This is a genomic window from Haematospirillum sp. H1815, assembly GCF_012102705.1.
Classification (GTDB): Bacteria; Pseudomonadota; Alphaproteobacteria; order Rhodospirillales; family Rhodospirillaceae; genus Haematospirillum.
In genome coordinates, this window is the sequence record NZ_JAAVTA010000006.1 from 36636 (window position 1) to 58669 (window position 22034).

24 protein-coding genes are annotated in these 22034 nt (G+C 55.9%); 12 read left to right on the top strand and 12 right to left on the bottom strand.

Annotated elements, in window-relative coordinates; all coding sequences use genetic code 11:
- Window positions 1-40 precede the first annotated feature (40 nt).
- On the bottom strand, window positions 41-376 hold the full coding sequence (locus HEQ60_RS06410; protein WP_168070876.1) for an accessory factor UbiK family protein: 336 nt from the start codon (window positions 374-376) through the stop codon (window positions 41-43).
- 251 nt (window positions 377-627) lie between these two features.
- Between HEQ60_RS06410 and rfaD the strand changes: the two genes are divergently transcribed.
- The 10 genes from rfaD (at window position 628) to ychF (ending at window position 10402) form a co-directional block, all read left to right on the top strand.
- Window positions 628-1614: an ADP-glyceromanno-heptose 6-epimerase gene (gene rfaD, locus HEQ60_RS06415; protein WP_066134149.1), complete on the top strand. Its 987-nt coding sequence runs from the start codon at window positions 628-630 to the stop codon at window positions 1612-1614.
- 45 nt (window positions 1615-1659) lie between these two features.
- Window positions 1660-2481: a prolipoprotein diacylglyceryl transferase gene (gene lgt / locus HEQ60_RS06420; protein WP_168070725.1), complete on the top strand. Its 822-nt coding sequence runs from the start codon at window positions 1660-1662 to the stop codon at window positions 2479-2481.
- On the top strand, window positions 2478-3551 hold the full coding sequence (locus HEQ60_RS06425) for a class I SAM-dependent methyltransferase (protein WP_322099303.1): 1074 nt from the start codon (window positions 2478-2480) through the stop codon (window positions 3549-3551). The genes lgt and HEQ60_RS06425 overlap by 4 nt, the downstream gene beginning before the upstream one ends.
- Window positions 3551-4324 carry a peptidoglycan editing factor PgeF gene (pgeF, locus tag HEQ60_RS06430; protein WP_168070880.1) on the top strand — a complete coding sequence of 258 codons (774 nt, stop codon included), beginning with the start codon at window positions 3551-3553 and terminating at the stop codon, window positions 4322-4324. The genes HEQ60_RS06425 and pgeF overlap by 1 nt, the downstream gene beginning before the upstream one ends.
- A gap of 2 nt (window positions 4325-4326) precedes the next feature.
- Window positions 4327-5220 (top strand): hypothetical protein, encoded by an 894-nt coding sequence (locus HEQ60_RS06435; RefSeq protein ID WP_168070727.1) that lies wholly within the window; start codon window positions 4327-4329, stop codon window positions 5218-5220.
- Window positions 5221-5348: 128 nt separating this feature from the next.
- On the top strand, window positions 5349-6281 hold the full coding sequence (locus tag HEQ60_RS06440; RefSeq protein ID WP_168070729.1) for a ribose-phosphate pyrophosphokinase: 933 nt from the start codon (window positions 5349-5351) through the stop codon (window positions 6279-6281).
- Between the two features lie 252 nt (window positions 6282-6533).
- Window positions 6534-7862 carry a sodium-dependent transporter gene (locus tag HEQ60_RS06445; protein WP_168070731.1) on the top strand — a complete coding sequence of 443 codons (1329 nt, stop codon included), beginning with the start codon at window positions 6534-6536 and terminating at the stop codon, window positions 7860-7862.
- A 131-nt stretch (window positions 7863-7993) separates the two neighbouring features.
- A complete protein-coding gene (locus HEQ60_RS06450) occupies window positions 7994-8605 on the top strand; it encodes a 50S ribosomal protein L25/general stress protein Ctc (protein WP_168070733.1) in 612 nt (203 codons plus the stop codon).
- Between the two features lie 48 nt (window positions 8606-8653).
- Complete coding sequence (gene pth / locus HEQ60_RS06455; RefSeq protein ID WP_168070735.1) at window positions 8654-9298, top strand: aminoacyl-tRNA hydrolase; 645 nt, start codon at window positions 8654-8656, stop codon at window positions 9296-9298.
- Window positions 9299-10402 carry a redox-regulated ATPase YchF gene (gene ychF, locus HEQ60_RS06460; protein ID WP_168070737.1) on the top strand — a complete coding sequence of 368 codons (1104 nt, stop codon included), beginning with the start codon at window positions 9299-9301 and terminating at the stop codon, window positions 10400-10402.
- Between the two features lie 105 nt (window positions 10403-10507).
- Here the strand turns inward: ychF and HEQ60_RS06465 are convergent, their stop codons facing one another.
- Entirely contained in the window at window positions 10508-10708 is a 201-nt protein-coding gene (locus tag HEQ60_RS06465; protein ID WP_168070739.1) for a hypothetical protein, read from the bottom strand.
- Window positions 10709-10939: 231 nt separating this feature from the next.
- On the opposite strand from HEQ60_RS06465, the gene HEQ60_RS06470 reads away from it, so the two are divergent.
- On the top strand, window positions 10940-11293 hold the full coding sequence (locus HEQ60_RS06470) for a hypothetical protein (protein WP_168070741.1): 354 nt from the start codon (window positions 10940-10942) through the stop codon (window positions 11291-11293).
- Between the two features lie 52 nt (window positions 11294-11345).
- Here HEQ60_RS06470 and rlmN read toward each other — a convergent pair whose 3' ends face one another.
- The 4 genes from rlmN to HEQ60_RS06490 all read right to left on the bottom strand — a co-directional run bounded on the left by rlmN (window position 11346) and on the right by HEQ60_RS06490 (window position 15157).
- A complete protein-coding gene (rlmN, locus tag HEQ60_RS06475; protein ID WP_245183813.1) occupies window positions 11346-12512 on the bottom strand; it encodes a 23S rRNA (adenine(2503)-C(2))-methyltransferase RlmN in 1167 nt (388 codons plus the stop codon).
- Window positions 12513-12625: 113 nt separating this feature from the next.
- Entirely contained in the window at window positions 12626-13171 is a 546-nt protein-coding gene (locus tag HEQ60_RS06480) for an invasion associated locus B family protein (RefSeq protein ID WP_209315449.1), read from the bottom strand.
- A 142-nt stretch (window positions 13172-13313) separates the two neighbouring features.
- On the bottom strand, window positions 13314-13745 hold the full coding sequence (gene mutT, locus HEQ60_RS10980; protein WP_416046639.1) for an 8-oxo-dGTP diphosphatase MutT: 432 nt from the start codon (window positions 13743-13745) through the stop codon (window positions 13314-13316).
- 536 nt (window positions 13746-14281) lie between these two features.
- Entirely contained in the window at window positions 14282-15157 is an 876-nt protein-coding gene (locus HEQ60_RS06490; RefSeq protein WP_168070745.1) for a peptidylprolyl isomerase, read from the bottom strand.
- Between the two features lie 230 nt (window positions 15158-15387).
- On the opposite strand from HEQ60_RS06490, the gene secA reads away from it, so the two are divergent.
- On the top strand, window positions 15388-18093 hold the full coding sequence (secA, locus tag HEQ60_RS06495) for a preprotein translocase subunit SecA (RefSeq protein ID WP_168070747.1): 2706 nt from the start codon (window positions 15388-15390) through the stop codon (window positions 18091-18093).
- 35 nt (window positions 18094-18128) lie between these two features.
- Here secA and HEQ60_RS06500 read toward each other — a convergent pair whose 3' ends face one another.
- From HEQ60_RS06500 to HEQ60_RS06525, 6 genes are all read right to left on the bottom strand, one after another.
- On the bottom strand, window positions 18129-18509 hold the full coding sequence (locus tag HEQ60_RS06500; RefSeq protein WP_168070749.1) for a MarR family winged helix-turn-helix transcriptional regulator: 381 nt from the start codon (window positions 18507-18509) through the stop codon (window positions 18129-18131).
- Between the two features lie 188 nt (window positions 18510-18697).
- Complete coding sequence (locus HEQ60_RS06505; RefSeq protein ID WP_066134187.1) at window positions 18698-18913, bottom strand: hypothetical protein; 216 nt, start codon at window positions 18911-18913, stop codon at window positions 18698-18700.
- Window positions 18914-19158: 245 nt separating this feature from the next.
- Window positions 19159-19806, bottom strand: coding sequence for an acetyltransferase (locus tag HEQ60_RS06510; RefSeq protein WP_168070751.1), 648 nt, complete (start codon window positions 19804-19806; stop codon window positions 19159-19161).
- Between the two features lie 20 nt (window positions 19807-19826).
- Window positions 19827-20585 carry an SDR family NAD(P)-dependent oxidoreductase gene (locus HEQ60_RS06515; protein ID WP_168070753.1) on the bottom strand — a complete coding sequence of 253 codons (759 nt, stop codon included), beginning with the start codon at window positions 20583-20585 and terminating at the stop codon, window positions 19827-19829.
- The gene (locus HEQ60_RS06520) at window positions 20572-20817 is read right to left on the bottom strand and encodes an acyl carrier protein (RefSeq protein ID WP_168070755.1); all 246 of its coding nucleotides are present in this window, start codon (window positions 20815-20817) and stop codon (window positions 20572-20574) included. The genes HEQ60_RS06515 and HEQ60_RS06520 overlap by 14 nt, the downstream gene beginning before the upstream one ends.
- A gap of 55 nt (window positions 20818-20872) precedes the next feature.
- Window positions 20873-21988 carry an aminotransferase class I/II-fold pyridoxal phosphate-dependent enzyme gene (locus tag HEQ60_RS06525; RefSeq protein ID WP_168070757.1) on the bottom strand — a complete coding sequence of 372 codons (1116 nt, stop codon included), beginning with the start codon at window positions 21986-21988 and terminating at the stop codon, window positions 20873-20875.
- Window positions 21989-22034: the final 46 nt, after the last annotated feature.

Genomic DNA, 22034 nt, shown 5'->3' on the forward strand with positions numbered 1-22034 from the left:
ATAATATATGCCTGATACCCCACCTGTTGGGGATATCTCTTCAGGGCTTGGGTTTGTCTGCCGCTTTTCGCCCCGGATTGGTGCCTTTGCCACTGTGTGGTGTGGCTTCTCCATGTTTTGGGTCAGAGACCCCCTGCAATGCCCGCTCCATCTCGGCCAGCTTCTTTTTCATGGCATCCGCATCGTTCCGGGCCTGGACTGCCATGGCCTTTACGGCCTCGAATTCCTCGCGGTTGACCAGGTCCATGTCTGCGAGGATGCGATTGACCCGGCTGCGGACCAGGATTTCCAGTTCCTCTCTCAGGCCGGACAAGGCGCCAAGTGCCCCCCCGGCAACGCGGGCAACATCATCAAACAAGCGATTGCGGGTTTGCATTGAACAGTCCTCCGGAACTTGGGCGCATGGCTTTTCCATGTCGCCACATTTCCATTATGGAGTGGCTGTTCATTTGTCGCAATATGTTGCAGGCATTGCCGGGAAGGCACTGTGACCGCATGGTTCTTGCCGGTTGTCGATGCGCCGCCTATAACGGTTCATACGGAACTTCACGCCGTGTGTCGTATGTATGGGATGGATATCGTCCGACATGGGTGTTCACGAAGGCTCCGACGGGAGGAGACAGAGCAATGTACGTAGTGACAGGTGGTGCCGGTTTTATCGGATCCAACGTCCTGGCAGCCCTTGAAGACCGGGGTTGTGAAGATCTGGTTGTCGTTGACAGGTTGCGCGACGGCAACAAGTGGCGGAACATCGCTCACCGGGAACTGGCTGATATTGTCGAACCCGTGCGTATTTTCGATTTTCTTGAGCAACACCGCACGAAAATAAAGGCCATCCTGCACATGGGGGCTGTGTCGTCGACGACCGAAAAAGATGTCGACAAGATCCTGACCAACAACTTCGATTATTCCATCGCCTTGTTGCGGTGGTGTGCCATGCATGGGATCCGCCTGATTTATGCGTCGTCCGGCGCAACATACGGGGATGGCAGCAATGGCTTTGACGATGATGCCAGCATTGCGCACCTGGCAAAAATGCGTCCCCTGAATGCTTATGGTTGGTCCAAGCATCTTTTTGACCGCCGGGTAGCCCGTCGCCTTGCCCAGAAGAAGAAGATGCCGCCGCAATGGGTCGGGCTGAAGTTTTTCAATGTGTATGGGCCCAATGAATATCATAAGGGGCAGCAGTCCAGCGTTGTATCCCAAGTGTATCCCCACGCAGCGCAGAACACCCATTTCAACCTGTTCCGCTCCCATAATCCGGCTTACAAGGATGGTGGCCAGCTCAGGGATTTCGTCTGGGTTGGCGATGTCGTGGATGTGATCATGTGGCTTCTGGATAATCCCCAGATTTCCGGGCTGTATAATCTGGGGACAGGTAAGGCCCGCTCTTTCTTTGATTTGGCTGCCGCTGCCTACCGTGCCTTGGGGCTGGAACCGAACATACGTTATATTGATACGCCGGTTCCAATTCGTGACAAGTACCAGTACTTTACAGAGGCGAAAATGGACCGGCTGCGCGCTGCGGGTTACACCAAGCCCTTTACCGGGGTTGAGGAAGGGGTGACGCGGTACGTCAAAGACTTTCTATCCCAGTCGGATCCCTATCGCTGATAGGATAGAGCTGCTTTCCCCTGATACGTTGCCGGGTATGTGTGAATGAGTGAACCCCTGATGTTTCCGGCTTTTGATCCGGTGGCCCTGCAGATTGGTCCCTTGGCAATCCGGTGGTATGCGTTGGCCTATATGACCGGCTTGCTCGGCGGTTGGCAGTTGATGAAATATCTCGCAGGTCGCATAGCGGGCAGCGGGATGATTCTTCTCAGCGATCCCGAGATCGATGACTACCTGGTCTGGGTTACATTGGGTGTGGTGCTGGGGGGGCGCCTGGGCTACGTGCTGTTCTACAAGCCGGATTATTATCTTGATAATCCGCTGGAAGTTGCTGCGCTCTGGCATGGGGGCATGTCATTTCACGGCGGTTTTCTGGGCGTCCTGGTTGCAACCATCCTGTTTTGCCGGTTCCGGGGTATACCGTTGCTCTTCTTGCTTGATCTTGCAGCCATGGTTGCGCCTCTTGGGCTTATGCTCGGGCGCTTGGCCAACTTCATCAACGGTGAGCTGTGGGGCCGCGTTGCTGATCCATCCGTCGTGCCGTGGGCCATGGTCTTTCCCGGCGCTGGTCCTGACCCGCGTCATCCCAGCCAGCTGTACGAGGCCGGCCTGGAAGGGCTGGCGCTGCTGGTTGTCATGCTTGTGCTCTTTTTCCGTTTCCCGGCGGTTCGTCTTCGCTTTGGTGTGCTGACGGGTGTTGGCATGGCCGGTTACGGATGTGCCCGGTTTTTTGTCGAATTCTTTCGCGAGCCGGATGCCTTTCTTGGTGTATTCTGGGGGGGGGTATCAATGGGGCAGATCCTGTCCCTGCCTATGGTCGTGTTTGGAATCTGGTTGATGTCATGGGCATGGAAACGTCCGGCGTGAGTTCTGCAGGTGACCGTTTGCGTGCTGAAATTGCTGCAACGGGACCGGTCCCTCTTGTGTCTTTCATGCAGCAGGCTGCGGATGCCTATTACGCCAAGGGTCGTGTCTTCGGACAGGATGGCGATTTTACGACAGCCCCTGAGATCTGCCAGGTTTTTGGCGAAATTGTCGGGTTGTGGGCTGCTGTGGTGTGGCAGTCTATGGGATCTCCTTCGCCGTTCTCCTTGGTCGAACTTGGGCCGGGGCGTGGCGTTCTGATGGCCGATGTCCTGCGGGTTGTCCGGTGTGTGCCGGGTTTCTTGGAGTCTATGTCCGTCCATCTGGTTGAGCGTAGTCCGGTGCTCAGGCAGCTCCAGCACCAGTCTCTGGAGGCTGTGAGTCCGGATACACCGGTATCCTGGCATGATGGGGTTTCTGATCTTCCTGATGGTCCGTTGCTGGTTCTGGCCAATGAATTTTTTGACGCCCTGCCGATCGAGCAGTTTGAATATACCCGGTCCGGATGGCTGCGCCGTCATGTGACGGTGGATGATGCGGGCAACTTTGTTCTGACAACGGCCGGTGAGCCCGTGGATGTCTGGTTTGATGAGCCTGATATCGGCATGGTGGCAGAGATTTGCCCGGCGGCCTGCGCCATTGTTGATGCCTTGTCCGGTCGTTTCCTGCGCGGGGCAGGGGCCATGCTGCTGGTGGATTATGGTTATGCGCGCAGTGCACCCGGTGATACCCTGCAAGCGGTCCGGAACCATGCGTTTGTTCCGCCGCTGGAGGATCCGGGGAATGCCGATCTGACGTCCCATGTTGATTTCGAACGGTTGACCCAGGTTGCGCGGGCTGCCGGGGCCTGTGTGTGTGGGCCTGTCGGCCAGGGCCGTTTCCTGTCATCGCTGGGGGCGGAGCAGAGGGGGCGTGTCCTGACGCGTGCAGCCGGTGGTGATTCAGCGCGTGCCATGAACCTTTCATCAGGATTGCGCCGTTTGATACATCCATCTGAGATGGGCTCCCTGTTCAAGGTTCTGTGTGTTCACAGCCCCGATCTTTCTGTTCCTCCCGGGTTTGAGTTCTGTTGATGATTACTGTCTCTGCCCTTAACAGCCTGAGCAAGGTTCGCCACGGATTTTTCACGCGCCATGACGGTGTTTCGGAGGGGTCTTTTGCCTCCCTGAATGTCAGTTTGTCTGTTGGTGATGATCCTGTGCGGGTTCTGGCCAATCGCGCCCGTGTTGCCAGTGCGTTTGACCTTTCTCCGGACCGTCTTGTCCTTGCCAGCCAGAACCATACGGCTCATGCCGTGGTTGTTGATGCCCCTTTCCTGGATGGCGCGATTCCTGTGGCAGATGCCTTGGTTACAGCATCGCCGGGTTTGGCGGTGGCTGTTCTGACTGCCGACTGTGCGCCTGTTCTTTTGGCGGACGGGGTGGCTGGTGTTGTGGCTGCGGCCCATGCAGGTTGGCGCGGTGCCGTTGGCGGTATTCTTGACAGCACGGTCCGCAAGATGGTTGCGCTGGGGGCAAAGCCGGGCCGGATCGCGGCGGCCATTGGCCCCTGCATAGCCCAGCGTTCCTACGAGGTTGGACCTGATTTCCCTGAGCATATCCTGTCCCGGGATCCTGATGATGACCGTTTCTTGGCCCCATCCCGCCGGGCGGGTCATTTCCTGTTTGATCTTCCGGGGTATGTGGCCCGGCAGCTTGCCCGTCTGGATGTTGGTACGATTATGCCAACGCCATGTGACACGTTCCGCGAGGAGAGCCGTTTCTTCAGCCACCGACGGGCAACCTTGCGGGAAGAGGGGCCGGTAGGGCGTCAGATTTCTGTTATTATGCTTGAACCGCAGGAGTAGCCATGAGGGGGCGGGGTTTCCTTGTATCAGCCTTGATGCTGGCAGGAATGATCTTGTCAGCTTGTGGAGATGTGCCGCGTCCCTTCTCCCATGTGTCCGGCGGTGCGTCTGCTCCCCTTGCCATGTTGCCCGGGGCTTTCGGTGTTGCGGTTCCTCCCGTAAAGGGCCTTCCTGCTCTGCAGGACCGGCAAGTAGCCGAAGATATGGTGCAGGCTCTCAGGGTTGCCGGGATTCCGGCTTTCTTTGCCCCTCACGGCATTGGCTATACGTTTCGTGGTCAGGCAGAGGAACATGGTGTTGGCGCTATAAGCTGGTCCCTGTCGGGGCCGGATGGGGTGGATATCAAACAGGTTACCCAGAATCCCGACCAGGATCGTACAAGCGTGGTTGCTGCTGTGGTTCCGCTTCTGGAGCGGGAGGCTGGTAACCAGTCTGCTCATGGCAATGGTCTTTCGGGCGGATCAGGGGATGTTGTGTTATGCGTTGTTATCCGCGGTTTGCCTGACACGCAAGGGCGTCTGCTGCAGCGTGCCATGGAGGTTGCCTTGCGTCAGGATGGTATCCCGGTTCAGCAACCAGGTGATGTGGCTTCGCCTGGTTCTGACGTGTTGACGGTAACGGGAACCTTGTCGCATCGCCCTGTATCTGACAAAGGCAATGGAAAATCCCTGGTGCGTCTGGTGTGGCGTGTCGAGGATTCTTCGGGCCAAAGTCCCGGTACCGTGACGCAGGAGAACGTTGTGCCGGATGCGGCATTGAAGACACGCTTTCCAGCCTTGGCGGTCCTGATTGCCCAAGGTGGCAGTGCCGGTGTTCTCGATGTGCTGGGTTCACGGAAAGCGTCTGTCGAGGCGCTACGACGCAGTGATCACAAAACGGGGAACCATGGTCCCTGATCCCTGTTTACAGGAGGTGTCAGGGTTGTTATGGTCCGCCCGCCCCCGAACCGGACTCTCGGGATAGCCGCTGTGCGGGGACGTATGTTGACACTGTGTCTGTTGCCCTGCAGCGGGAGATTGCTTTCATGAAAGTTCTGGGTTGCAACGCCAACCGCCCGCTGGCTGAGTCGATCGCGGCCTGCCTGCGTCTTGATGTGACCAATGCCAGTATCCGCCGCTTTGCGGATATGGAAATCTTTGTTGAGGTCCATGAGAACGTGCGTGGGGAGGACGTGTTCGTTATTCAGCCGACCTCCTATCCCGCCAATGACAATCTGATGGAACTGCTTGTCACCCTTGATGCCCTGCGCCGTGGTTCGGCGCGCCGCATTACTGCGGTCATTCCCTATTTCGGGTATGCGCGTCAAGACCGCAAGACAGGTCCTCGTACGCCGATTACAGCCAAGCTGGTTGCCAACCTGATTACCCAGGCTGGTGCCAACCGCGTTGTGACCCTTGACCTGCATTCCGGCCAGATTCAGGGTTTCTTCGATATTCCGGTGGACAATCTGTTTGCAGCCCCTGTTTTTGCCAATGATATCCGTCAGCAATATGATGGGGAACGTTTGATGGTTGTGTCCCCGGACGTTGGTGGTGTCGTCCGTGCGCGCCTTCTGGCCAAGCGTATTAATGCCGATTTGGCCATTATCGATAAAAGACGCGAACGGGCTGGTGTGTCCGAGGTTATGAACATCATTGGCGATGTTCGTGGCCGTACCTGCATTATGGTTGATGATATTGTTGATTCAGCCGGAACGCTGTGCAATGCCGCTGTTGCTCTTACAGAGGCCGGTGCGACGGCCGTCTCGGCATATGTTACCCATGGCGTTCTGTCCGGTGGTGCTGTTGCAAGGGTTGCTGCATCGCCCCTGAAGGAAATGGTTGTTACGGATTCGATCCAGGCCACGGAATCGGTGTGTATGGCATCCAATATCCGTCCTATTTCGATCAGTTCTCTTTTGGCCGAGGCGATTGCCCGTATTTCTGACGAACGGTCTGTGTCCAGCTTGTTTGACTGACTTCTGCCTTATAGTGTTTGTGTTGCGGCTCATTCTGGTAGAAGGGCCGCTTTTTTTTTATGAAGAAAAAAGATTGACCGAAAACAATTAATCGAAAACTATTTTCATTGGGTTGCATTGTTGTGCATACCCTGTTGTCCCGGCAATTTTGCAAGGGGTTATAAAAAGAAACAAACCGGTTATCCGGGTGCGCAGCCGGGTCCGACCTCTCTATGGGGTGTTGGTCGGTTACAGAAAATAAAGGATTTTATAATGACGCGCGAGCATTGGGGCTCAAAGCTTGGTTTTATACTGGCTGCCGCCGGATCGGCAGTTGGTTTGGGTAATGTCTGGAAGTTTCCTTATCTTGTGGGGCAAAATGGTGGTGCGGTATTTGTCATTACCTACCTTGTCCTTGCTTTGACGATTGGCGCGGCGCTTATTCTGGCAGAGCTTGCCTTGGGGCGCGCTGCGCAGAAGGATCCTGTTGGTACATTTGCAAACCTGAGAGGGGGCGCATGGTCACTGGCGGGTTACCTCGGCGTTCTTTCCGGCTTTCTTGTGCTGACCTTCTACAGTGTTATCGGTGGCTGGACCTTGGCCTACATTGTCAAGATGGTTGATGGCTCCCTTATGGAGACGGGGCTTGATTTGACAGGTGTGTTCAACGGGTTTGTCAGTAACTCGGTTGAGCCATTGATTTACCATGCCTTGTTTATGCTGATGACCGTGCTGGTTGTTCTTCGTGGTATTGGCTCCGGAATCGAGCGTTGCAACAAGTTCCTGATGCCGGCCTTGTTCCTTATTCTGGTATTCCTTGCCGTTCGCGCTGTGACCCTGGATGGGGCTGCTGCCGGCGTTGAGTTTTATCTTAGGCCCGATTTCTCCAAGTTCAGTGGTGATACACTGGTTGCAGCCTTGTCCCAGGCCTTCTTTTCGTTGTCGATCGGGCTTGGTATCCTGATCACATATGGCTCTTATCTGGATCGTTCCCAGAATATCCAGCGTTCAACGCTGTGGATCATTGTTCTGGATACGGGCGTCGGGATTTTTGCTGGCCTTATTATCATGCCTGCCGTGTTTGCTTTCGGTATTGAGCCGGGAGCTGGTCCGGGCCTGACATTTATTACTTTGCCCGGTATCTTCCAGCAAATAACGGGTGGTATTCTGTTTGGAACAGCCTTCTTTGTCCTGCTTCTTTTTGCTGCCTTGACGTCGTCGGTCTCCTTGCTGGAGGTTCCGGTTGCCTATCTGATGGATGAGCTGCAGCTTTCGCGCAAGACTGCGGTCCTTGTGCTGGGTGGGGTGGCGTTCCTGATCGGTATTCCCAGTTCCCTGTCCTTTGGTGTCATGTCCGACATGACTCTGTTCGGTATGGGCTTTATGGATCTGCTGGATTATCTGACAACCAAGGTCATGATTCCGGCTGGCGGTCTGGCTGTTTGTATCTTTGCAGGCTGGATTGTATGGCCCCGGATCAGCGCAGAGGTGTCAAATGACGGTACGTTGTCATTTCCGCTGTCAACTATCTGGGGTTGGGTGCTGAAGGTTATTGCACCTGCTTCCATTGCTATGATCATGGTTTATGGTTTCCTGCACTGATGGAAAGTCTGGGTCGGGCCGGTTGCAATGCCGGCCCGACTGGTGTATGACGCCCCATTCTCGTCTTTGCGACGGGCCCGGGTCAGCACCCCTGGAGGCTGGCCGTGGTATGTTATTGTGGAGATCCAACCATGGTTGATGTTGTTACCTTCAAGGTTGAAGCGCGCGAAAAGGCAGGTAAGGGGGCAGCCCGCGCCGTCCGTCGTCAGGGACTCGTCCCCGGCGTCATCTACGGCGACAGGCAGACTCCGGTTCTGGTACAGATGGATCCGCGTCAGCTTGTTGCGGCCCTTCATAAGTCCGGTTTTTACAGCCGTCAGTATGATCTGGAAATGCCGGATGGCACAAAGCACCGTGTTCTGGCCCATGACGTGCAATTTCACGTTGTGACTGACGCGCCGCAGCATGTTGATTTCCTGCGCATCAATCGCGATACCCCGGTTCATGCCGATGTAACGGTCGAGTTTGTGAATCAGGACAAGTGTCCGGGGCTGAAGCAGGGCGGTGTGCTGAATATTGTGCGTCACAGCATTCCCGTTATTGCCAAGGCAGATGACCTGCCCGAATCGTTCCGCGTTGATCTGTCAAATGTGGCGCTGAATGCAAGCGTGCATATTTCTGACATTGTAATGCCCGCAGGGGTTCGTCCCTCTGTGACAGAGCGTGACTTTACCATTGCTTCCATTACAGCACCTTCAGGCTTGAAGTCTGATGTTGCTGCAGAGGCTGCCAGCGAAGAATAGAAGGTATTTTCCGGATTCTTCCGGGGTGCCTGTAGAGGAAGAAAAGCAATGTGGCTTGTGGTTGGTCTGGGTAATCCGGGTGCGGAGTATGCTGGAAACCGCCACAATGTCGGCTTTATGGCGGCGGACGCTTTGGTTCGCCGCCATTCCTTTTCGTCCTGGCGCAGCAAACACCATGGCGAGTTGGCTGATGGCAGCATTGCCGGTCAGCGTGCGATGGTGCTCAAGCCCATGACCTTCATGAACCGGTCTGGTCAGTGTGTTGGAGAAGTTGCCCGGTTCTACAAGATTCCCCTGTCAAATATTCTTGTGCTGCATGACGAGCTGGAGCTGTCTCCCGGGCGCTTGCGTATAAAGCAGGGCGGGGGGCATGCAGGGCACAACGGGTTGCGCGATATTGACGCGCACCTTGGGCATGCGTACTGGCGCCTTCGTATCGGGATTGGTCGGCCGCACGACAAAGCTTTGGTCAACAAGTGGGTTCTTGGTGATTTTGCCAAGGCGGATTCTGTATGGCTGGATCCTTTCCTTGATGCGGTGTCCCTGCACTTTCATTTGATCCTTGATGGGGACCATGCGGGGTTCATGAACCGGGTTACAACAGCGACCCAACCGCCTCGTCCGAAGAAAGAAAAGCCTGCCGCGATATCGGGCGGCGAGGCAACGCAAGATACAGATAAAGGGAGCGCCTGAATGGGCTTCAATTGTGGTATAGTCGGGCTGCCCAACGTGGGAAAGTCCACCCTTTTCAATGCGCTGACATCAACGGCAGCAGCCCAGGCAGCCAATTTCCCGTTTTGTACCATTGAGCCCAATACAGGGCGTGTGTCTGTTCCGGATGAGCGCCTTGATATTCTGGCAGGGATTGCCGGGAGCAAAGAGACGATTCCGACCCGTCTGGAGTTTGTGGATATTGCGGGTCTGGTGCGGGGAGCCTCCAGAGGTGAGGGGCTCGGGAACCAGTTTCTGGCCAATATCCGTGAGACAGACGCGATTGTTCATGTGTTGCGCTGTTTTGAAGATGACAATATCACACACGTCGAAGGCAGTGTGGACCCGCTTCGTGATGCAGAGACGATCGAGACCGAGCTGATGCTCTCGGATCTGGAAAGTCTGGAAAAACGCATTGTTCCGATCGTAAAGAAAGCACGTTCAGGGGAGAAAGATGCCAAGGACCAGCTGGCTGTCATGGAGCCTGTCCTTGAGCTGTTGCGTGCCGGAAAGCCTGCACGTCTCTTTGTGCCTGCTTCAGCAGATGAGGGCAAAATTTTTCGTTTGCTCCAGCTGTTGACAGCCAAGCCTGTCCTTTACGTCTGTAACGTTGAGGAGAGCGCAGCGGCAACGGGCAACGAGTTTTCGGTCCAAGTTGCCGGGAAAGCCGAGGCGGAAGGCGCGGCAATGGTGGTGATCTCTGCGGCGATTGAGTCCGAGGTTGCTCAGCTGTCCGATGAGGATGAGAGGGCTGCTTTCCTTGAAGATCTGGGCCTTCAGGAGACCGGGTTGTCCCGGATTATCCGCGCTGGGCACACTCTGCTTGGTTTATTGACCTTCTTTACCGTTGGTCCCAAGGAAGCGCGCGCCTGGACAGTTCGCTGTGGTGCCAAGGCCCCCGAGGCAGCCGGCGTTATTCACACGGACTTCGAGCGCGGCTTTATCCGTGCCGAGACGATATCTTGCGCGGATTACATTGCCTGCAAGGGGGAGGCCGGTGCGCGCGAGGCTGGGCGTCTGCGTCTGGAGGGTAAGGAATACGTTGTTCAGGATGGTGATGTCTTCCACTTCCTGTTCAATGTTTGATTTCTGAACGATTTCCAAGCCAAGAAAGGTACGACCTGACCGCCAAGGAAGGTCGTACCTTTCTTCTTTCTTGATGCGGGCTTGGCTGTGAAATACGTGCCTGTCTTAGACCAGGACGTCCAGATTTAGTCCGCGACCGGGGCCTGGTGCAGAGAGTACAGCGCTCCTCTGGCTTGTTTTGTCCAAGGTCTCGACCAGTAATTTATCAACATTTCCTTGCTGACGGACAAATGACGTCATCATATTCCGGCGTGTTGCAAGGCGCCCCATGGTTTCCAAGGTGCTGGCCGTTGTCAGTGCATCCATGGTTTTTCCCCCATTTGGAAATGGCACAGTGATTGTATTGTATGTCCTCATGCATCTCAAGGTGAAGGCGTGTATTGATGTGTAAACACGGCTGCTGCGCAACAAAAGGAGATCACGCGGATGTGAACGTTTCTTCTTTTCTTTTCAAGTCTCGCTGATATTGTGCGCTTACACATTATTTGAGGTGGGGCGAAGGAGCCCCTTTCTTTATTTTCCGGAGAACCGTGCAAGATGGAACTTGCCTTTGTTGCCACAGATGTTGAGTGGCACGATGATGGTCATGGTTTGGCCTGTGCTTTTCTTTCCAAGGATTGCTATCTGACCTTCCGCAGGAGCGCGGGTAATGCTGAACTCTCTGTATTGTCGATGGAATGTGATGGTCTGCCGCCAATTGATGCCGGGCAGATCCATTCATGCACGCTTGGACTGTCCAGCCTGACTGTGGAATGGTCGTGTCCTGTGCATGGAGAAACGACGCTTCAGGTTGAATTCCAGCTTGCTCCGACGATTCTCAGCTTGGTTGGCGCTGTCATGCCGCGCTTGCTCTCTCAGAACAAGCGAATCCTGAGGTTCCTGAAAGCCTGATCGGGAAGAGGGGCTGCTATCCCGTGTTCCCGTGCAGGAGACTTGTTTCTAGTCAGGCCGCAGAGGGCGTTTCGGTCGTTTGGCGGTTTTTCAGACGTTCTCTTTGACTGGCGCTTTTCAACTGCCCGCAAGCAGCCAGAATGTCCCGTCCGCGTGGACGACGGACAGGAGCCGAGTAGCCAAGGTCACACAGAATATCGGCAAACCGCTCGATTCGGTCCCACGATGAGCATTCCAGATCACTGCCGGGCCACTTGTTGAAGGGAATCAAATTGAACTTGCAGGGAATGCCCCGGACCAGACGCGCCAGCTCGCGTGCATCGGCGTCGGAATCGTTGATTCCTTTGAGCATGACATACTCAAACGTAATACGGCGGGCATTCGATACAGCCGGATATTCCCGGCAGGCCTTGATCAGATCCTTCAGGGGCCATTTCTTGTTGATCGGCATGATCTGGTCGCGAATATCATCGCGGGCAGCATGCAGCGAAACTGCCAGGTTGACCCCGACATCCCGGCCAAGATCATACATCCGCGGTACAACACCGGATGTGGACAGGGTGACCCGTCGCTTGGACAAGGCAATGCCATCTGGGTCTGTCAGAATCTTCAGAGCCGTGACCGTGTTGTCATAGTTGAAGAGCGGCTCCCCCATTCCCATGACAACCACGTTCGACAAAAGACGCCCGGTTTCGTTGGGTGTCGGCCATTCACCGTAGGAATCCCGTGCGGTCAGGAACTGGCCGACAATCTCGGCTGCACCTAGGTTCCGTACCAGTTTTTGTGTGCCGGTATGACAGAAGCGGCACGTCAGCGTACACCCGACCTGGGTGGAGATGCATACCGACCCCCGGTCCCGATCCGGAATGTAGACCGTTTCTGCTTCATTTCTGTCCCCGAACTTCAGAAGCCACTTGCGGGTTCCATCTTCGGAATCCTGTTGGCTTGTGATGCAGGGGCGCGAGATATGGAAGACATCCTGCATTTTTGCCCGGGTCTCGCGCGAGATGTTGGTCATCGCGTCAATATCCCGGACCCCGCGATTGTAAAGCCAGCTCCAGACCTGGTTGACCCGGAACGGCTTCTCGCCAAGAAGAGCAAAACGCTCAGCCAGTTGCTCACGCGAAAGCCCTATCAGGTCCTCGCGTCCCTGATGGTCGGGGTTGTTGGGAATGCGTCCGGCGGCAGAAACGGGGATCTCTACCTGCGGGGTTTTCATGAAGGATGTGTCTGTCATGCTCGCTGTATAGCGCTGTCGGGGCATTCTATAAAGAGGTTTCCATTCTCTTGTTGAGTGCCAAGGTGGCATTTAACAGCGGGAAATCCCGCTCTTCAGCCGTTCTTGACCCCACAGGCCTCGCTGATGGCTTCCCATGCCTGGGTAGCGCCGCTCAGGCTGTATGTATCTGTGGTAAGTGTGCCCCGGGAAGATGTTCCCCGAATCACCATTTCGTTGCCTTTGCGGATCTGGGTGCTGATGGTTGTGTCAGTCTTGGAGTCGTGGGCCCACGCCCGTCCCCCGCTTGTGAACAGCGAGAATGTTTTCTTGCCTATTTTCAGTTCAACCGAGCTGCCATCCTTGTACGTGTAACCGGCTACAATCTGGAACACATCAAGGGCATTCTGGGCAGGTCGATGCGTGATCAGGGCAAAGATGTCACCGCGGTTGATGTAGTCACCTTCTGCCTTCAGGGGTTGACTTGCCATGTAGCACAGCTTTTTCCCTTTCTCCGTTGCTGTGTAGGCGGTCCATTCTCCATAAGTCCCCAAACGCTGGAGCTCCCCTGTCTCGGCGGCTTGGACTGGCTGGATCAGCAGGCGCAGAAGAGTCAGTACCGGAAAAAGGAGAGTACAGGACAGGACCAAGCGCAGGAACATGGGTACGCCTCCGACGTCGGGGCTGCGGTGACAGCAACCAAGCTCTTGGCATTCTAGCACAATCAAGGCGTGTTAAAAACCCTGTGCGGGGCGGCCTCATGTGCTTTCGGCTTGTTTTGACCTGTTATTGCTTGCCTCTGTTCTACAGCCACATGTCGAGGATTGGGATCAGGGGAAGGTCGGCCTCGGGCATGGGGTAGGAGCGCAGGGCTTGTCGAGAAACCCATGCCAGCTCCTGTCCCTCGCGGCTGCGCGGCGTTCCTTCCCATTGCCGACAAATGTAGAGAGGCATCAGCAGGTGGAAATCATCATAGTGATGGCTGGCAAAGGTCAGCGGAGCCAGGCAGCCAGTGCGAATATCAATACCAAGTTCTTCATGCAGTTCCCGCACCAATGCCTGCTCGGGTGTTTCCCCGGGGTCGACTTTGCCCCCCGGAAATTCCCACAGGCCTGCCATGGGCTTACCCACTGGTCTTTTCTGGAGGAGAATCCGGTTGTCCGGATCAATCAGGGCTGCTGCGCTGACCAGAACTGTGCGTCGCGTTGTGTGGCTGCGGAAGGAGCCGCGTTCCAGGATCAGGCCCTGAGGTGTTTGTGTGAAGCCAAGGGCGTCAAGTATTGCATGTGCGTCATCGGCTTTGAAAGGGTGATCGTTCAGCAGAATCTGTGCAACAGGCTGACTGTCGAATACGAAATCAATGATGGTCCGCAGGACGATGGTTGCCTGCTGTCCACACAGCAGGGGTGTTGCGTTCTCCACCCACATTGTGCAGCGACCATCTATTGTACAACGTAATCGAACGTGTCCAAGCTGTTCTTTTCCAGGTTTGCTTTCCACGGTCAGCAGAAGGTCTTGATCTGGCGATGCGTGGGCATGGCTGGGGTAGATCAGCGTATTCTGGGTTGCGAGCGGGAAGCGGGCAAGACAGCCGGCTGTCTCCACGTCGTGGAACCACGGATTCGCATTTGCTATGACGGACGGGGTGTGGGTTTCAGACATTGAGCCATGTTTCCCTTGATAGGGCGTGAAAGGGCATGCTTTCCGAAGAAAAATACCGGCTGCCTTGGCGGGGCCGCCGGTATATCAAAGGCCTGTGTCAGGATGCCCTGTCAGTCAGTTGGCTTGCTGCCGTCGGCATTGAAAACTTCGATGGCAGCTTCTTTGCGCAGGTCTGACAGAATCTCTGCTGCCACTTTTGCCGTAAGCTCCTCACGGATCTGATTGGCTACGTCCTCGAATTTCGGGGGCTGAACAGGGCGCTTGTCGCTAACCTGGATAATGTGCCAGCCGAACTGGGTCTTTACGGGGGCCTTGGAGATGTCGCCTTTTTCCATGGCAAAGGCGGCATCAGCAAATTCCGGCACGACGTTGGCGCGGGTGAAGTACCCAAGGTCACCATCTTCGGATGGGCCTGGATTCTGGCTTTCGGCCTTGGCCAGGTCCTCGAACTTGGCACCTTTGCGCAGCTTGGCAATCAGCTGCTTGGCCTTGCCTTCATCATCGACCAGAATGTGACGGGCATGTACTTCTTCTTCATTGGGTATATCCCTGACCAGCTCTTCGTAGCGGGCCTTGATGCGTTCATCGGTCAGCTTTTTCTCTATGGCTTCTGCAATCCAGGCGTGGCGGACCAGCTCTCCTTCCACTTCTTTCAGGCGAGTCTTGATATCCGCACTGTCTGCAAGACCGGTCTTTCCGGCCTCGCGCGCGACCAGCTTCTGGTCAATGGCCCGGTCCAGAAGCCCCTTGTAGACGGCGTCCAGATCAACGGATGCCAGCTGTGGAACCTGCTTTGTGATTTGTTCCTTCAGGCTTTCCAGATCGGATCTGTGGATCTTCTCGCCATCGATGGTGGCTACAACTGGATCATTGGCTGGTGCCTGTTCGTTGGCGCTGATGTCACCATAGGCAAAATAGGCGGCCACAGCGGCAGCAGAGGCAACAACCACGGCCAGGATCGTACCGCGAATCAAGGAAACAGACATGACAAACCCTCTTTGAACCCCAATAGGAGACAGCAGACCAGACAATCCGGGTGTACAGGCAACTCCGGAACGGGCAGTACAACACCACAGATAGCGCCTTCTGGCAAGGCTTGCGGCGGCATAAAATCCGCGCTTTCGTTGACACTGCCGATGGCAGGCACTATGTGTGGTCGCGGCCTTGTACGATATGTCCCTGTGTCGTTACGCCCCATGATGTCTTGAGGTTTTTAATGTTCGGTGCTCTTGCCCGGCGGCTTTTCGGGACCGCCAATGATCGCTTGATAAAGTCCCTGCGCGGCACGGTTGATGCTGTCAACGCGCTGGAGCAGTCCCTGGAGTCCTTGTCTGACGAGGCCCTGAGGGGGCGTACGCAGTGGCTGAGGGAGCGTCTGGCCGCGGGGGAGTCCCTTGACGATCTGCTGATCGATGCCTTTGCCACGGTACGCGAAGGCTCCCGACGGGTTATGGGCATGCGGCACTTTGATGTCCAGATCATGGGCGGGATCGTCCTGCATCAGGGTCGCATTGCCGAAATGAAGACCGGGGAGGGGAAAACCCTGGTGGCCACCTTGCCGACGTACCTCAATGCCCTGACGGGGAAGGGTGTTCACGTTGTGACCGTGAACGACTACCTTGCCAGTCGTGATGCGGAGTGGATGGGGCGTTTGTACCGGTTCCTGGGGCTGACGACCGGGGTGATTGTCAATGCCATGTCCGATGCCGAGCGCCAGGCCGCCTATGCCTGCGACATCACCTATGGGACCAACAACGAAATCGGCTTTGACTATTTGCGCGACAACATGAAGTTCCGCCTGGAGGATATGGTCCAGCGGTCCTTTCATTACGCTATTGTTGACGAGGTGGATTCCATTCTTGTCGATGAAGCCCGCACGCCGTTGATCATTTCCGGCCCGTCGGAAACATCGACAAGCCTGTATGCCGATGTTGATCGGCTGATCCGCGATGTTCGTCCCGAGCATTATGAAAAGGACGAAAAAGCCCGTACTGTTACCTTTACCGAAGAAGGAACCGAGTTTGTCGAGCAAATTATGCGTCAGGCCGGGCTTCTCGGTGAGGGGGGGCTTTATGACCTGAACAATGTCAGCCTTGTGCACCACGCCCAGCAGGCTCTGCGGGCGCATGCCCTGTTCTCACGCGATGTGGATTATATCGTCAAGGATGGCCGGGTCGTCATTATTGACGAATTCACCGGCCGTATGATGGACGGACGACGCTACTCCGAGGGGTTGCATCAGGCGCTTGAAGCCAAGGAAGGTGTCGCTGTCCAGAACGAGAACCAGACTCTCGCCTCCATCACGTTCCAGAACCTGTTCCGCCTGTACCCCAAGCTGGCCGGTATGACCGGAACGGCCATGACCGAAGCTGGCGAGTTCATGGAAATCTATAATCTGGAAGTGGTCGAGATCCCCTCCAATCGTCCCTTTTCCCGCGATGATCAGGATGATGAGGTCTATCGCATGGCCAAGGACAAGTACAAGGCCATTGCCGACCTGATTGCGGAGTGTCACAAGCGGGGGCAGCCTTGCCTGGTTGGTACCACCTCGATTGAGAAGTCTGAATACCTTGCGGATCTTCTGCGCAAGGACAAGAAGATCAAGCCGCAGGTGCTCAATGCCCGTTATCACGAGCAGGAAGCCCATATCATTGCACAGGCCGGTGTGCCCGGTGCCGTGACCATTGCGACGAATATGGCCGGTCGCGGGACGGATATCCAGCTTGGCGGCAACTTGGATATGCGTGTGGCGATCGAGCTGGCCAAGGTCACCGATGAGGCTGATCGTACCCGCCGTATTGCAGCTATTCGTGCCGACGTGGAAGACAAGAAGCAAAAGGCGCTTGCCGCAGGTGGCCTGTTTGTGATTGGTACCGAACGTCACGAGAGTCGTCGTATCGACAACCAGCTGCGGGGCCGTTCAGGGCGTCAGGGAGACCCCGGGGCATCACGTTTCTTCCTGTCGCTGGAAGATGACCTGATGCGGATTTTCGGGTCAGAGCGCATGGATGGCATGTTGCGCAAGCTTGGTCTGCGTGAGGACGAGGCCATTGTTCATCCATGGATCAACAAGGCTTTGGAGAAAGCGCAGCAGAAAGTCGAGGCGCGGAACTTTGAGGTTCGCAAGAATCTGTTGAAGTACGACGATGTGATGAATGACCAGCGCAAGGTCATTTACGAGCAGCGCCGCGAGTTGATGCAGGGTGACACTGTATCGGCTGATCTGGCCCAGATGCGGGCCGAGACGGTTGCTGATCTTGTGCAGCGCTGTATCCCCCGCCGGGCAATGGCGTCCCAGTGGGATGTGCCTACCCTGCATGAAGAATGCCTGAGGTTGTTCGGTCTTGATCTTCCGGTACAGGGCTGGGCTGCCGAGGAAGGGATTGCCGAGGAGGAACTTCACGATCGTATTCTGGCGGCTGTCGAGGAAAAGATGGCGGCCCGGCGTGCGCGTTACGGGGATGATATCTGGCTGATGATGGAACGCGGGCTGCTGCTCCAGATTCTGGATCAGGTCTGGAAGGATCACCTTCTGCAGCTTGATCATTTACGGCAGGGAATTACGCTTCGTGCCTATGCCCAGCGTGATCCGCTGAATGAATACAAAAGTGAAGCGTTTGAAATGTTCCAGGCGATGCTTGTGCATCTTCGCGAACGTGTGACGCAAGTCATGGCTTTGGTCGAGTTGCAGGTTGATCCGCAGCAGGACATTCAGGACCGTGTCCGTTCTCCGCGCCGTCCGGAATCCCATCCCCGGCATGAAATGGCGCATGCCATGGCCGGGTCTGGTGATGCACCTCTGCGTCACCCCCTGATGCGTGATCCGGCCAACCCGGAAACGTGGGGGCGGGTTTCACGGAACGAGGGATGCCCATGCGGGTCCGGGCGCAAGTACAAGCATTGCCACGGTTCCCTGAAATAACATTTCCGGCATTGAATGGATCCCGGGTCAGGGCATCAGCCATGCAGGCGGCCGTGCCTGTCTACAAGCTGTTCCCTGATCGTCTCACCTTTTGGGCTGAGTACGATGATACGCCGCCGCGCATCATCCTGGTCCGGTTTGGTTCTGACAAGGCCCAGTCCGCCAGCGCTTTCCGCCAAGACTGCAACCTGTCGTCCTATTGTCGGGGTTGAGGTCCGCAGCTGCCTTGCAAGGTCCCGGAAGCAGACATCCTTGGTGTGCCCAAGGCAGGCCTGCACGAAAACAATCACGCTGTTGAGCGGGATATCCGGATCAATGGTCTTGAACAGCATAAGGCAGCGCTCAAGGTATCTGAGCCCGGCGTCGGTATTCCGTGCCGTTATCGTTGCGGGTAGGTGATTCAGGCGTATGGACATGCAGAACTTCCCCATCAGTACTGTCTGTCGCCAGAGCCTAAACCTTATTCGCGCATAATTCCAGATCAATACCACTTTTAATGGTTCTGCCTTCTGCGGGTGCGGTCCTGTGTTGCTTTTCTGCAGACATAAAAAAACGCACGCCAGTTCTGCAATATGGCGCGCGCTTCTTTTGGCAGCGGGATATCTTACTCGGCTGTTTCCAATTCAACCTGGCGGAACCGGCGCGGGTCAGCAATGACATCACAGCTGTACGTTCTGGAATCCACACGGGTTGTCAGATTGCGCAACCGGGCATGCGGAACGCCGTGGCCATCCGTATAAAGGAACTCTACTTCCCAGAGCGAGCGCGGGTTTTCAACCCCCCTGAATCGCTGTCCGAGTTCTATTGGTTTGCGAGCCATAAAAGTCCTCTATTCTTGCACACGTCACACGCAACAACAAAAGATGCAGGCTATAAAAAAAAACGCCGACACCATTCTGTTACCAGTTTCTGTCACAGCGCGGCATTCTAGTGCATTGGCACATGGTGCGGCGAGCTTTTTTTATGACGGCAAGGTGTTGCCCGGTTGTTGTTGTGCATTCATCTGGACAGGATAGCGGTATAAACGACGTTCTTTCCTGCATGCATCTGACAATGGCGGGCTTGTCATTTTCCGACTGCTGCGGGCATGGGGAAGGCCCGTGCCGGGTTCCCCGATGCCGTTAACTTTGGCCCGACATGTGTATAGACAACGGAACCCGCAGCAACGCGCCCATGATTTCCTATCTGGCATCGTGCTGTTACAACGGCCCCTGATCCAATCAGGACGCAGTGACCCATTTCAACCCACCCATTGAGTACACTGTGTGGGCCAAGGGTTGATCCGTCGCCAATTCTGGTGTCATGACCTATGGCCGCGTGGGTATTGGCCAGCACATGTGCCCCCAGGATGGCTCCGGTTCCTATGGTGACAAATGGTGCGATGATGCAACCTGGACCCGGTTGGATTCCAGGCGCAAGCCATGCCAGCGGATGCACAAGCGGCGGGGCGAACAGGGCGCCCCGGTCGTGTAGTCGCTGTGCAAGGGAAAGGCGGCTGTCTGGGTCACCCAACGCAACAACGACCCTGTCGCCCTGCAAGGGCTTCCATTGGTCTATGGGCTCGGGCGGCGGCAGGGCAAGACCCGCTATATCGGGCCTTGCCCCCGTGTCATCCAGAAAAAGGACAGGAATCTGGAAGCCCGGGCACTGGCTGGCGTACACGGCCACTTCACGACCAAGGCTGCCTGCACCAACAATAATCAGGCGCTGCATGCTTTTTCCCTTTTATTGCGTCAGATCACCATGCCTCCGTCGATGCCCAGTGTTTGACCTGTAATGTACGATGCGGCATCAGATACCAGAAAGCAAACGGCGTTGGCGACATCATCGGGTGTACCTGGCCGCCCCATCGGAATGCTGTTCATGTGATTTTGTCGCGTTTTTTCATCCAGGTGTTCTGTCATGGCTGTATCGATGAAGCCCGGCGCTATGGCATTGACCCGTATGTGGTCACGTCCCAGTTCCTTGGCAGCAGACAACGTCATGCCTATGAGCCCTGCCTTGGCCGAGGCATAGGCAACCTGTCCTGCATTACCGCGTAGCCCGATAATCGAGCTGATTGTAACCACAGAACCCCCGCTTCTTCCGCGGCGCATCAGGCGGCTGGCCGTCTGCAGGTTCAAGAGGGCAGACCCCAGGTTGGTCCGTAACATATGTTCCATACTGTCAGGACTGATCATGCCCAGTCTGGCATCGTCCAGAATGCCAGCGTTGTTGATCAGAATGTCCAGTCGTTTGCATCGGGTATCAATTATCCTGTACAGGTCGGATACAGCTTTTGGGTCGGCAGCATCTGAAAGCAGGGCATGACAGTTCTGTCCTGTCTCTGCGCGGATTGCCGCAGCTGTTTCATCCAAGGTTTCCTGGGAATGTCGTCCTGTGATGATGACTTGTGCCCCGGATCGAGCCAAGGACTTTGCAATGGCTTGGCCAATGCCACGGCTTCCCCCCGTGACAAGGGCAACTTTGCCTGACAGATCAGCGCGATACATCGATGCCGTGCCGCTCAAGAATCTCGATGGCTTTGTCAAAGCTCGATAGTTCGATGATGTCCTGTGTTTCCATCATGAATTGAAATGCATTCTCTATAGCAGCGACTAGCTGCATATGCCCGACAGAATCCCACGTGGGTACTGCGCGATAGGCTAGGGAATGGATATCGATGCCTTCGGGTAAGTTCAGGCTGTGCAGAAATGTGTCAATCAAACGACGATGGGCAGACATATGTCAGGGTGTCCTTCTTTTGTATCTGGTGCATATGACTCGTTCATGCTGTGGGTCATTCCTGACTGACGTGTTCGCAGGCTGTATTTGCGATGCGCTGTATCGTTTCGTGATCCATGTCTTCGGAAAAAGGAAGCCCGAGTGTACTGCGTGCCAGATGCTGTGCGACAGGCGTGTCGTATTCCGAGAAGGATGCGAACGCGGTTTGCTCCGGCAAGGGACATGGCCACCAGCGCCGGGTTTCAATGCGTGCCCTTGCCATATCCCTCTCCAGGTTTTCTATGACATCGGGATTTGCTGATACCAGGCATGTAGAGGTAATCCATTCCTGCCCCCATCCGGGAAGCAGGCTTATGTCATCGACCGTGGACAATGCACGGCGCATGGCTTGGGCGACGCTGTATTGACGGGACCGGCGTTCTGGCCATTCCTCCAAAGCCGCCAAGCCTACGGCTGCCTGATACTCGCTGAGCTTGCCATTGATCGCGATCCGTTCTGCATTGCGCATCCCTAGGTACCCGAAATTGCCACAACAGGCAGCAGCACAACAGAACGCAGCGTCATGTGACACGATAAAACCACCTTCCCCGATACCAAAGCATTTGGTGGCGTGAAGGCTGACAATTTGCGGGATATGTGTCATACGCAGGCTGTCAAACCCTGATGCAGAGTCAATGACGACGGCAATGTTGTGATTGTCTTGCAGGTCTTCCCAGGCTGCTGGATCCAGTGGTTGTCCAAAGGCCCTGACAGGCATGGCTGCGCGCAAGGGGGGGGTATCCTTGTGGCGGCTGTGTGCTGCGGCCAGCACGGAATCCGGAGTGATAGTCCAGCTATTCTGGCTGACATCCAGCAGTACAGGTTCCATGCCGGCAGCCAGGACAGCATGGGCGCAGGCCGGAAAGGCCCAGGCCGGAACGGCGCACGCCGAAGGCCGTGGCAGATCCAAAGCCAGCAGCGCCATGGTCAAGGCTGCTGTTCCACTGCTGGCAAGGACGATCGTATCAGGATGGGTACCAAGACAGGACGCAAGGTTGGCACGGAACAGATTGGCCAGTGGACCGTGGTTGGAATAGATGCGCGTTGCATCGATTTGTTTCAGCCATGGAAGGAGATGTTCTGTCCGTGGAAGGCAAGGGCGAAGGACCGGGACGCTGTCAGGGAAAGACATGGAGCCATTCCAGAGAAGAGGACGTGATAATCCGGGGACGGAAATA

What these genes read in the sequence shown, in the direction of transcription:
- HEQ60_RS06450 (WP_168070733.1), top strand. Translation starts at nt 7,994, where the DNA reads ATGGTTGATGTTGTTACCTTCAAGGTTGAAGCGCGCGAAAAGGCAGGT.
- HEQ60_RS06440 (WP_168070729.1), top strand. Translation starts at nt 5,349, where the DNA reads ATGAAAGTTCTGGGTTGCAACGCCAACCGCCCGCTGGCTGAGTCGATC.
- pgeF (WP_168070880.1), top strand. Translation starts at nt 3,551, where the DNA reads ATGATTACTGTCTCTGCCCTTAACAGCCTGAGCAAGGTTCGCCACGGA.
- HEQ60_RS06480 (WP_209315449.1), bottom strand. Translation starts at nt 13,171, where the DNA reads ATGTTCCTGCGCTTGGTCCTGTCCTGTACTCTCCTTTTTCCGGTACTG.
- pth (WP_168070735.1), top strand. Translation starts at nt 8,654, where the DNA reads ATGTGGCTTGTGGTTGGTCTGGGTAATCCGGGTGCGGAGTATGCTGGA.
- ychF (WP_168070737.1), top strand. Translation starts at nt 9,299, where the DNA reads ATGGGCTTCAATTGTGGTATAGTCGGGCTGCCCAACGTGGGAAAGTCC.
- HEQ60_RS06510 (WP_168070751.1), bottom strand. Translation starts at nt 19,806, where the DNA reads ATGCAGCGCCTGATTATTGTTGGTGCAGGCAGCCTTGGTCGTGAAGTG.
- HEQ60_RS06435 (WP_168070727.1), top strand. Translation starts at nt 4,327, where the DNA reads ATGAGGGGGCGGGGTTTCCTTGTATCAGCCTTGATGCTGGCAGGAATG.
- HEQ60_RS06515 (WP_168070753.1), bottom strand. Translation starts at nt 20,585, where the DNA reads ATGTATCGCGCTGATCTGTCAGGCAAAGTTGCCCTTGTCACGGGGGGA.
- secA (WP_168070747.1), top strand. Translation starts at nt 15,388, where the DNA reads ATGTTCGGTGCTCTTGCCCGGCGGCTTTTCGGGACCGCCAATGATCGC.
- HEQ60_RS06465 (WP_168070739.1), bottom strand. Translation starts at nt 10,708, where the DNA reads ATGGATGCACTGACAACGGCCAGCACCTTGGAAACCATGGGGCGCCTT.
- HEQ60_RS06490 (WP_168070745.1), bottom strand. Translation starts at nt 15,157, where the DNA reads ATGTCTGTTTCCTTGATTCGCGGTACGATCCTGGCCGTGGTTGTTGCC.
- HEQ60_RS06520 (WP_168070755.1), bottom strand. Translation starts at nt 20,817, where the DNA reads ATGTCTGCCCATCGTCGTTTGATTGACACATTTCTGCACAGCCTGAAC.
- HEQ60_RS06445 (WP_168070731.1), top strand. Translation starts at nt 6,534, where the DNA reads ATGACGCGCGAGCATTGGGGCTCAAAGCTTGGTTTTATACTGGCTGCC.
- rfaD (WP_066134149.1), top strand. Translation starts at nt 628, where the DNA reads ATGTACGTAGTGACAGGTGGTGCCGGTTTTATCGGATCCAACGTCCTG.
- HEQ60_RS06500 (WP_168070749.1), bottom strand. Translation starts at nt 18,509, where the DNA reads ATGTCCATACGCCTGAATCACCTACCCGCAACGATAACGGCACGGAAT.
- HEQ60_RS06505 (WP_066134187.1), bottom strand. Translation starts at nt 18,913, where the DNA reads ATGGCTCGCAAACCAATAGAACTCGGACAGCGATTCAGGGGGGTTGAA.
- rlmN (WP_245183813.1), bottom strand. Translation starts at nt 12,512, where the DNA reads ATGAAAACCCCGCAGGTAGAGATCCCCGTTTCTGCCGCCGGACGCATT.
- HEQ60_RS06470 (WP_168070741.1), top strand. Translation starts at nt 10,940, where the DNA reads ATGGAACTTGCCTTTGTTGCCACAGATGTTGAGTGGCACGATGATGGT.
- HEQ60_RS06410 (WP_168070876.1), bottom strand. Translation starts at nt 376, where the DNA reads ATGCAAACCCGCAATCGCTTGTTTGATGATGTTGCCCGCGTTGCCGGG.
- lgt (WP_168070725.1), top strand. Translation starts at nt 1,660, where the DNA reads ATGAGTGAACCCCTGATGTTTCCGGCTTTTGATCCGGTGGCCCTGCAG.
- HEQ60_RS06525 (WP_168070757.1), bottom strand. Translation starts at nt 21,988, where the DNA reads ATGTCTTTCCCTGACAGCGTCCCGGTCCTTCGCCCTTGCCTTCCACGG.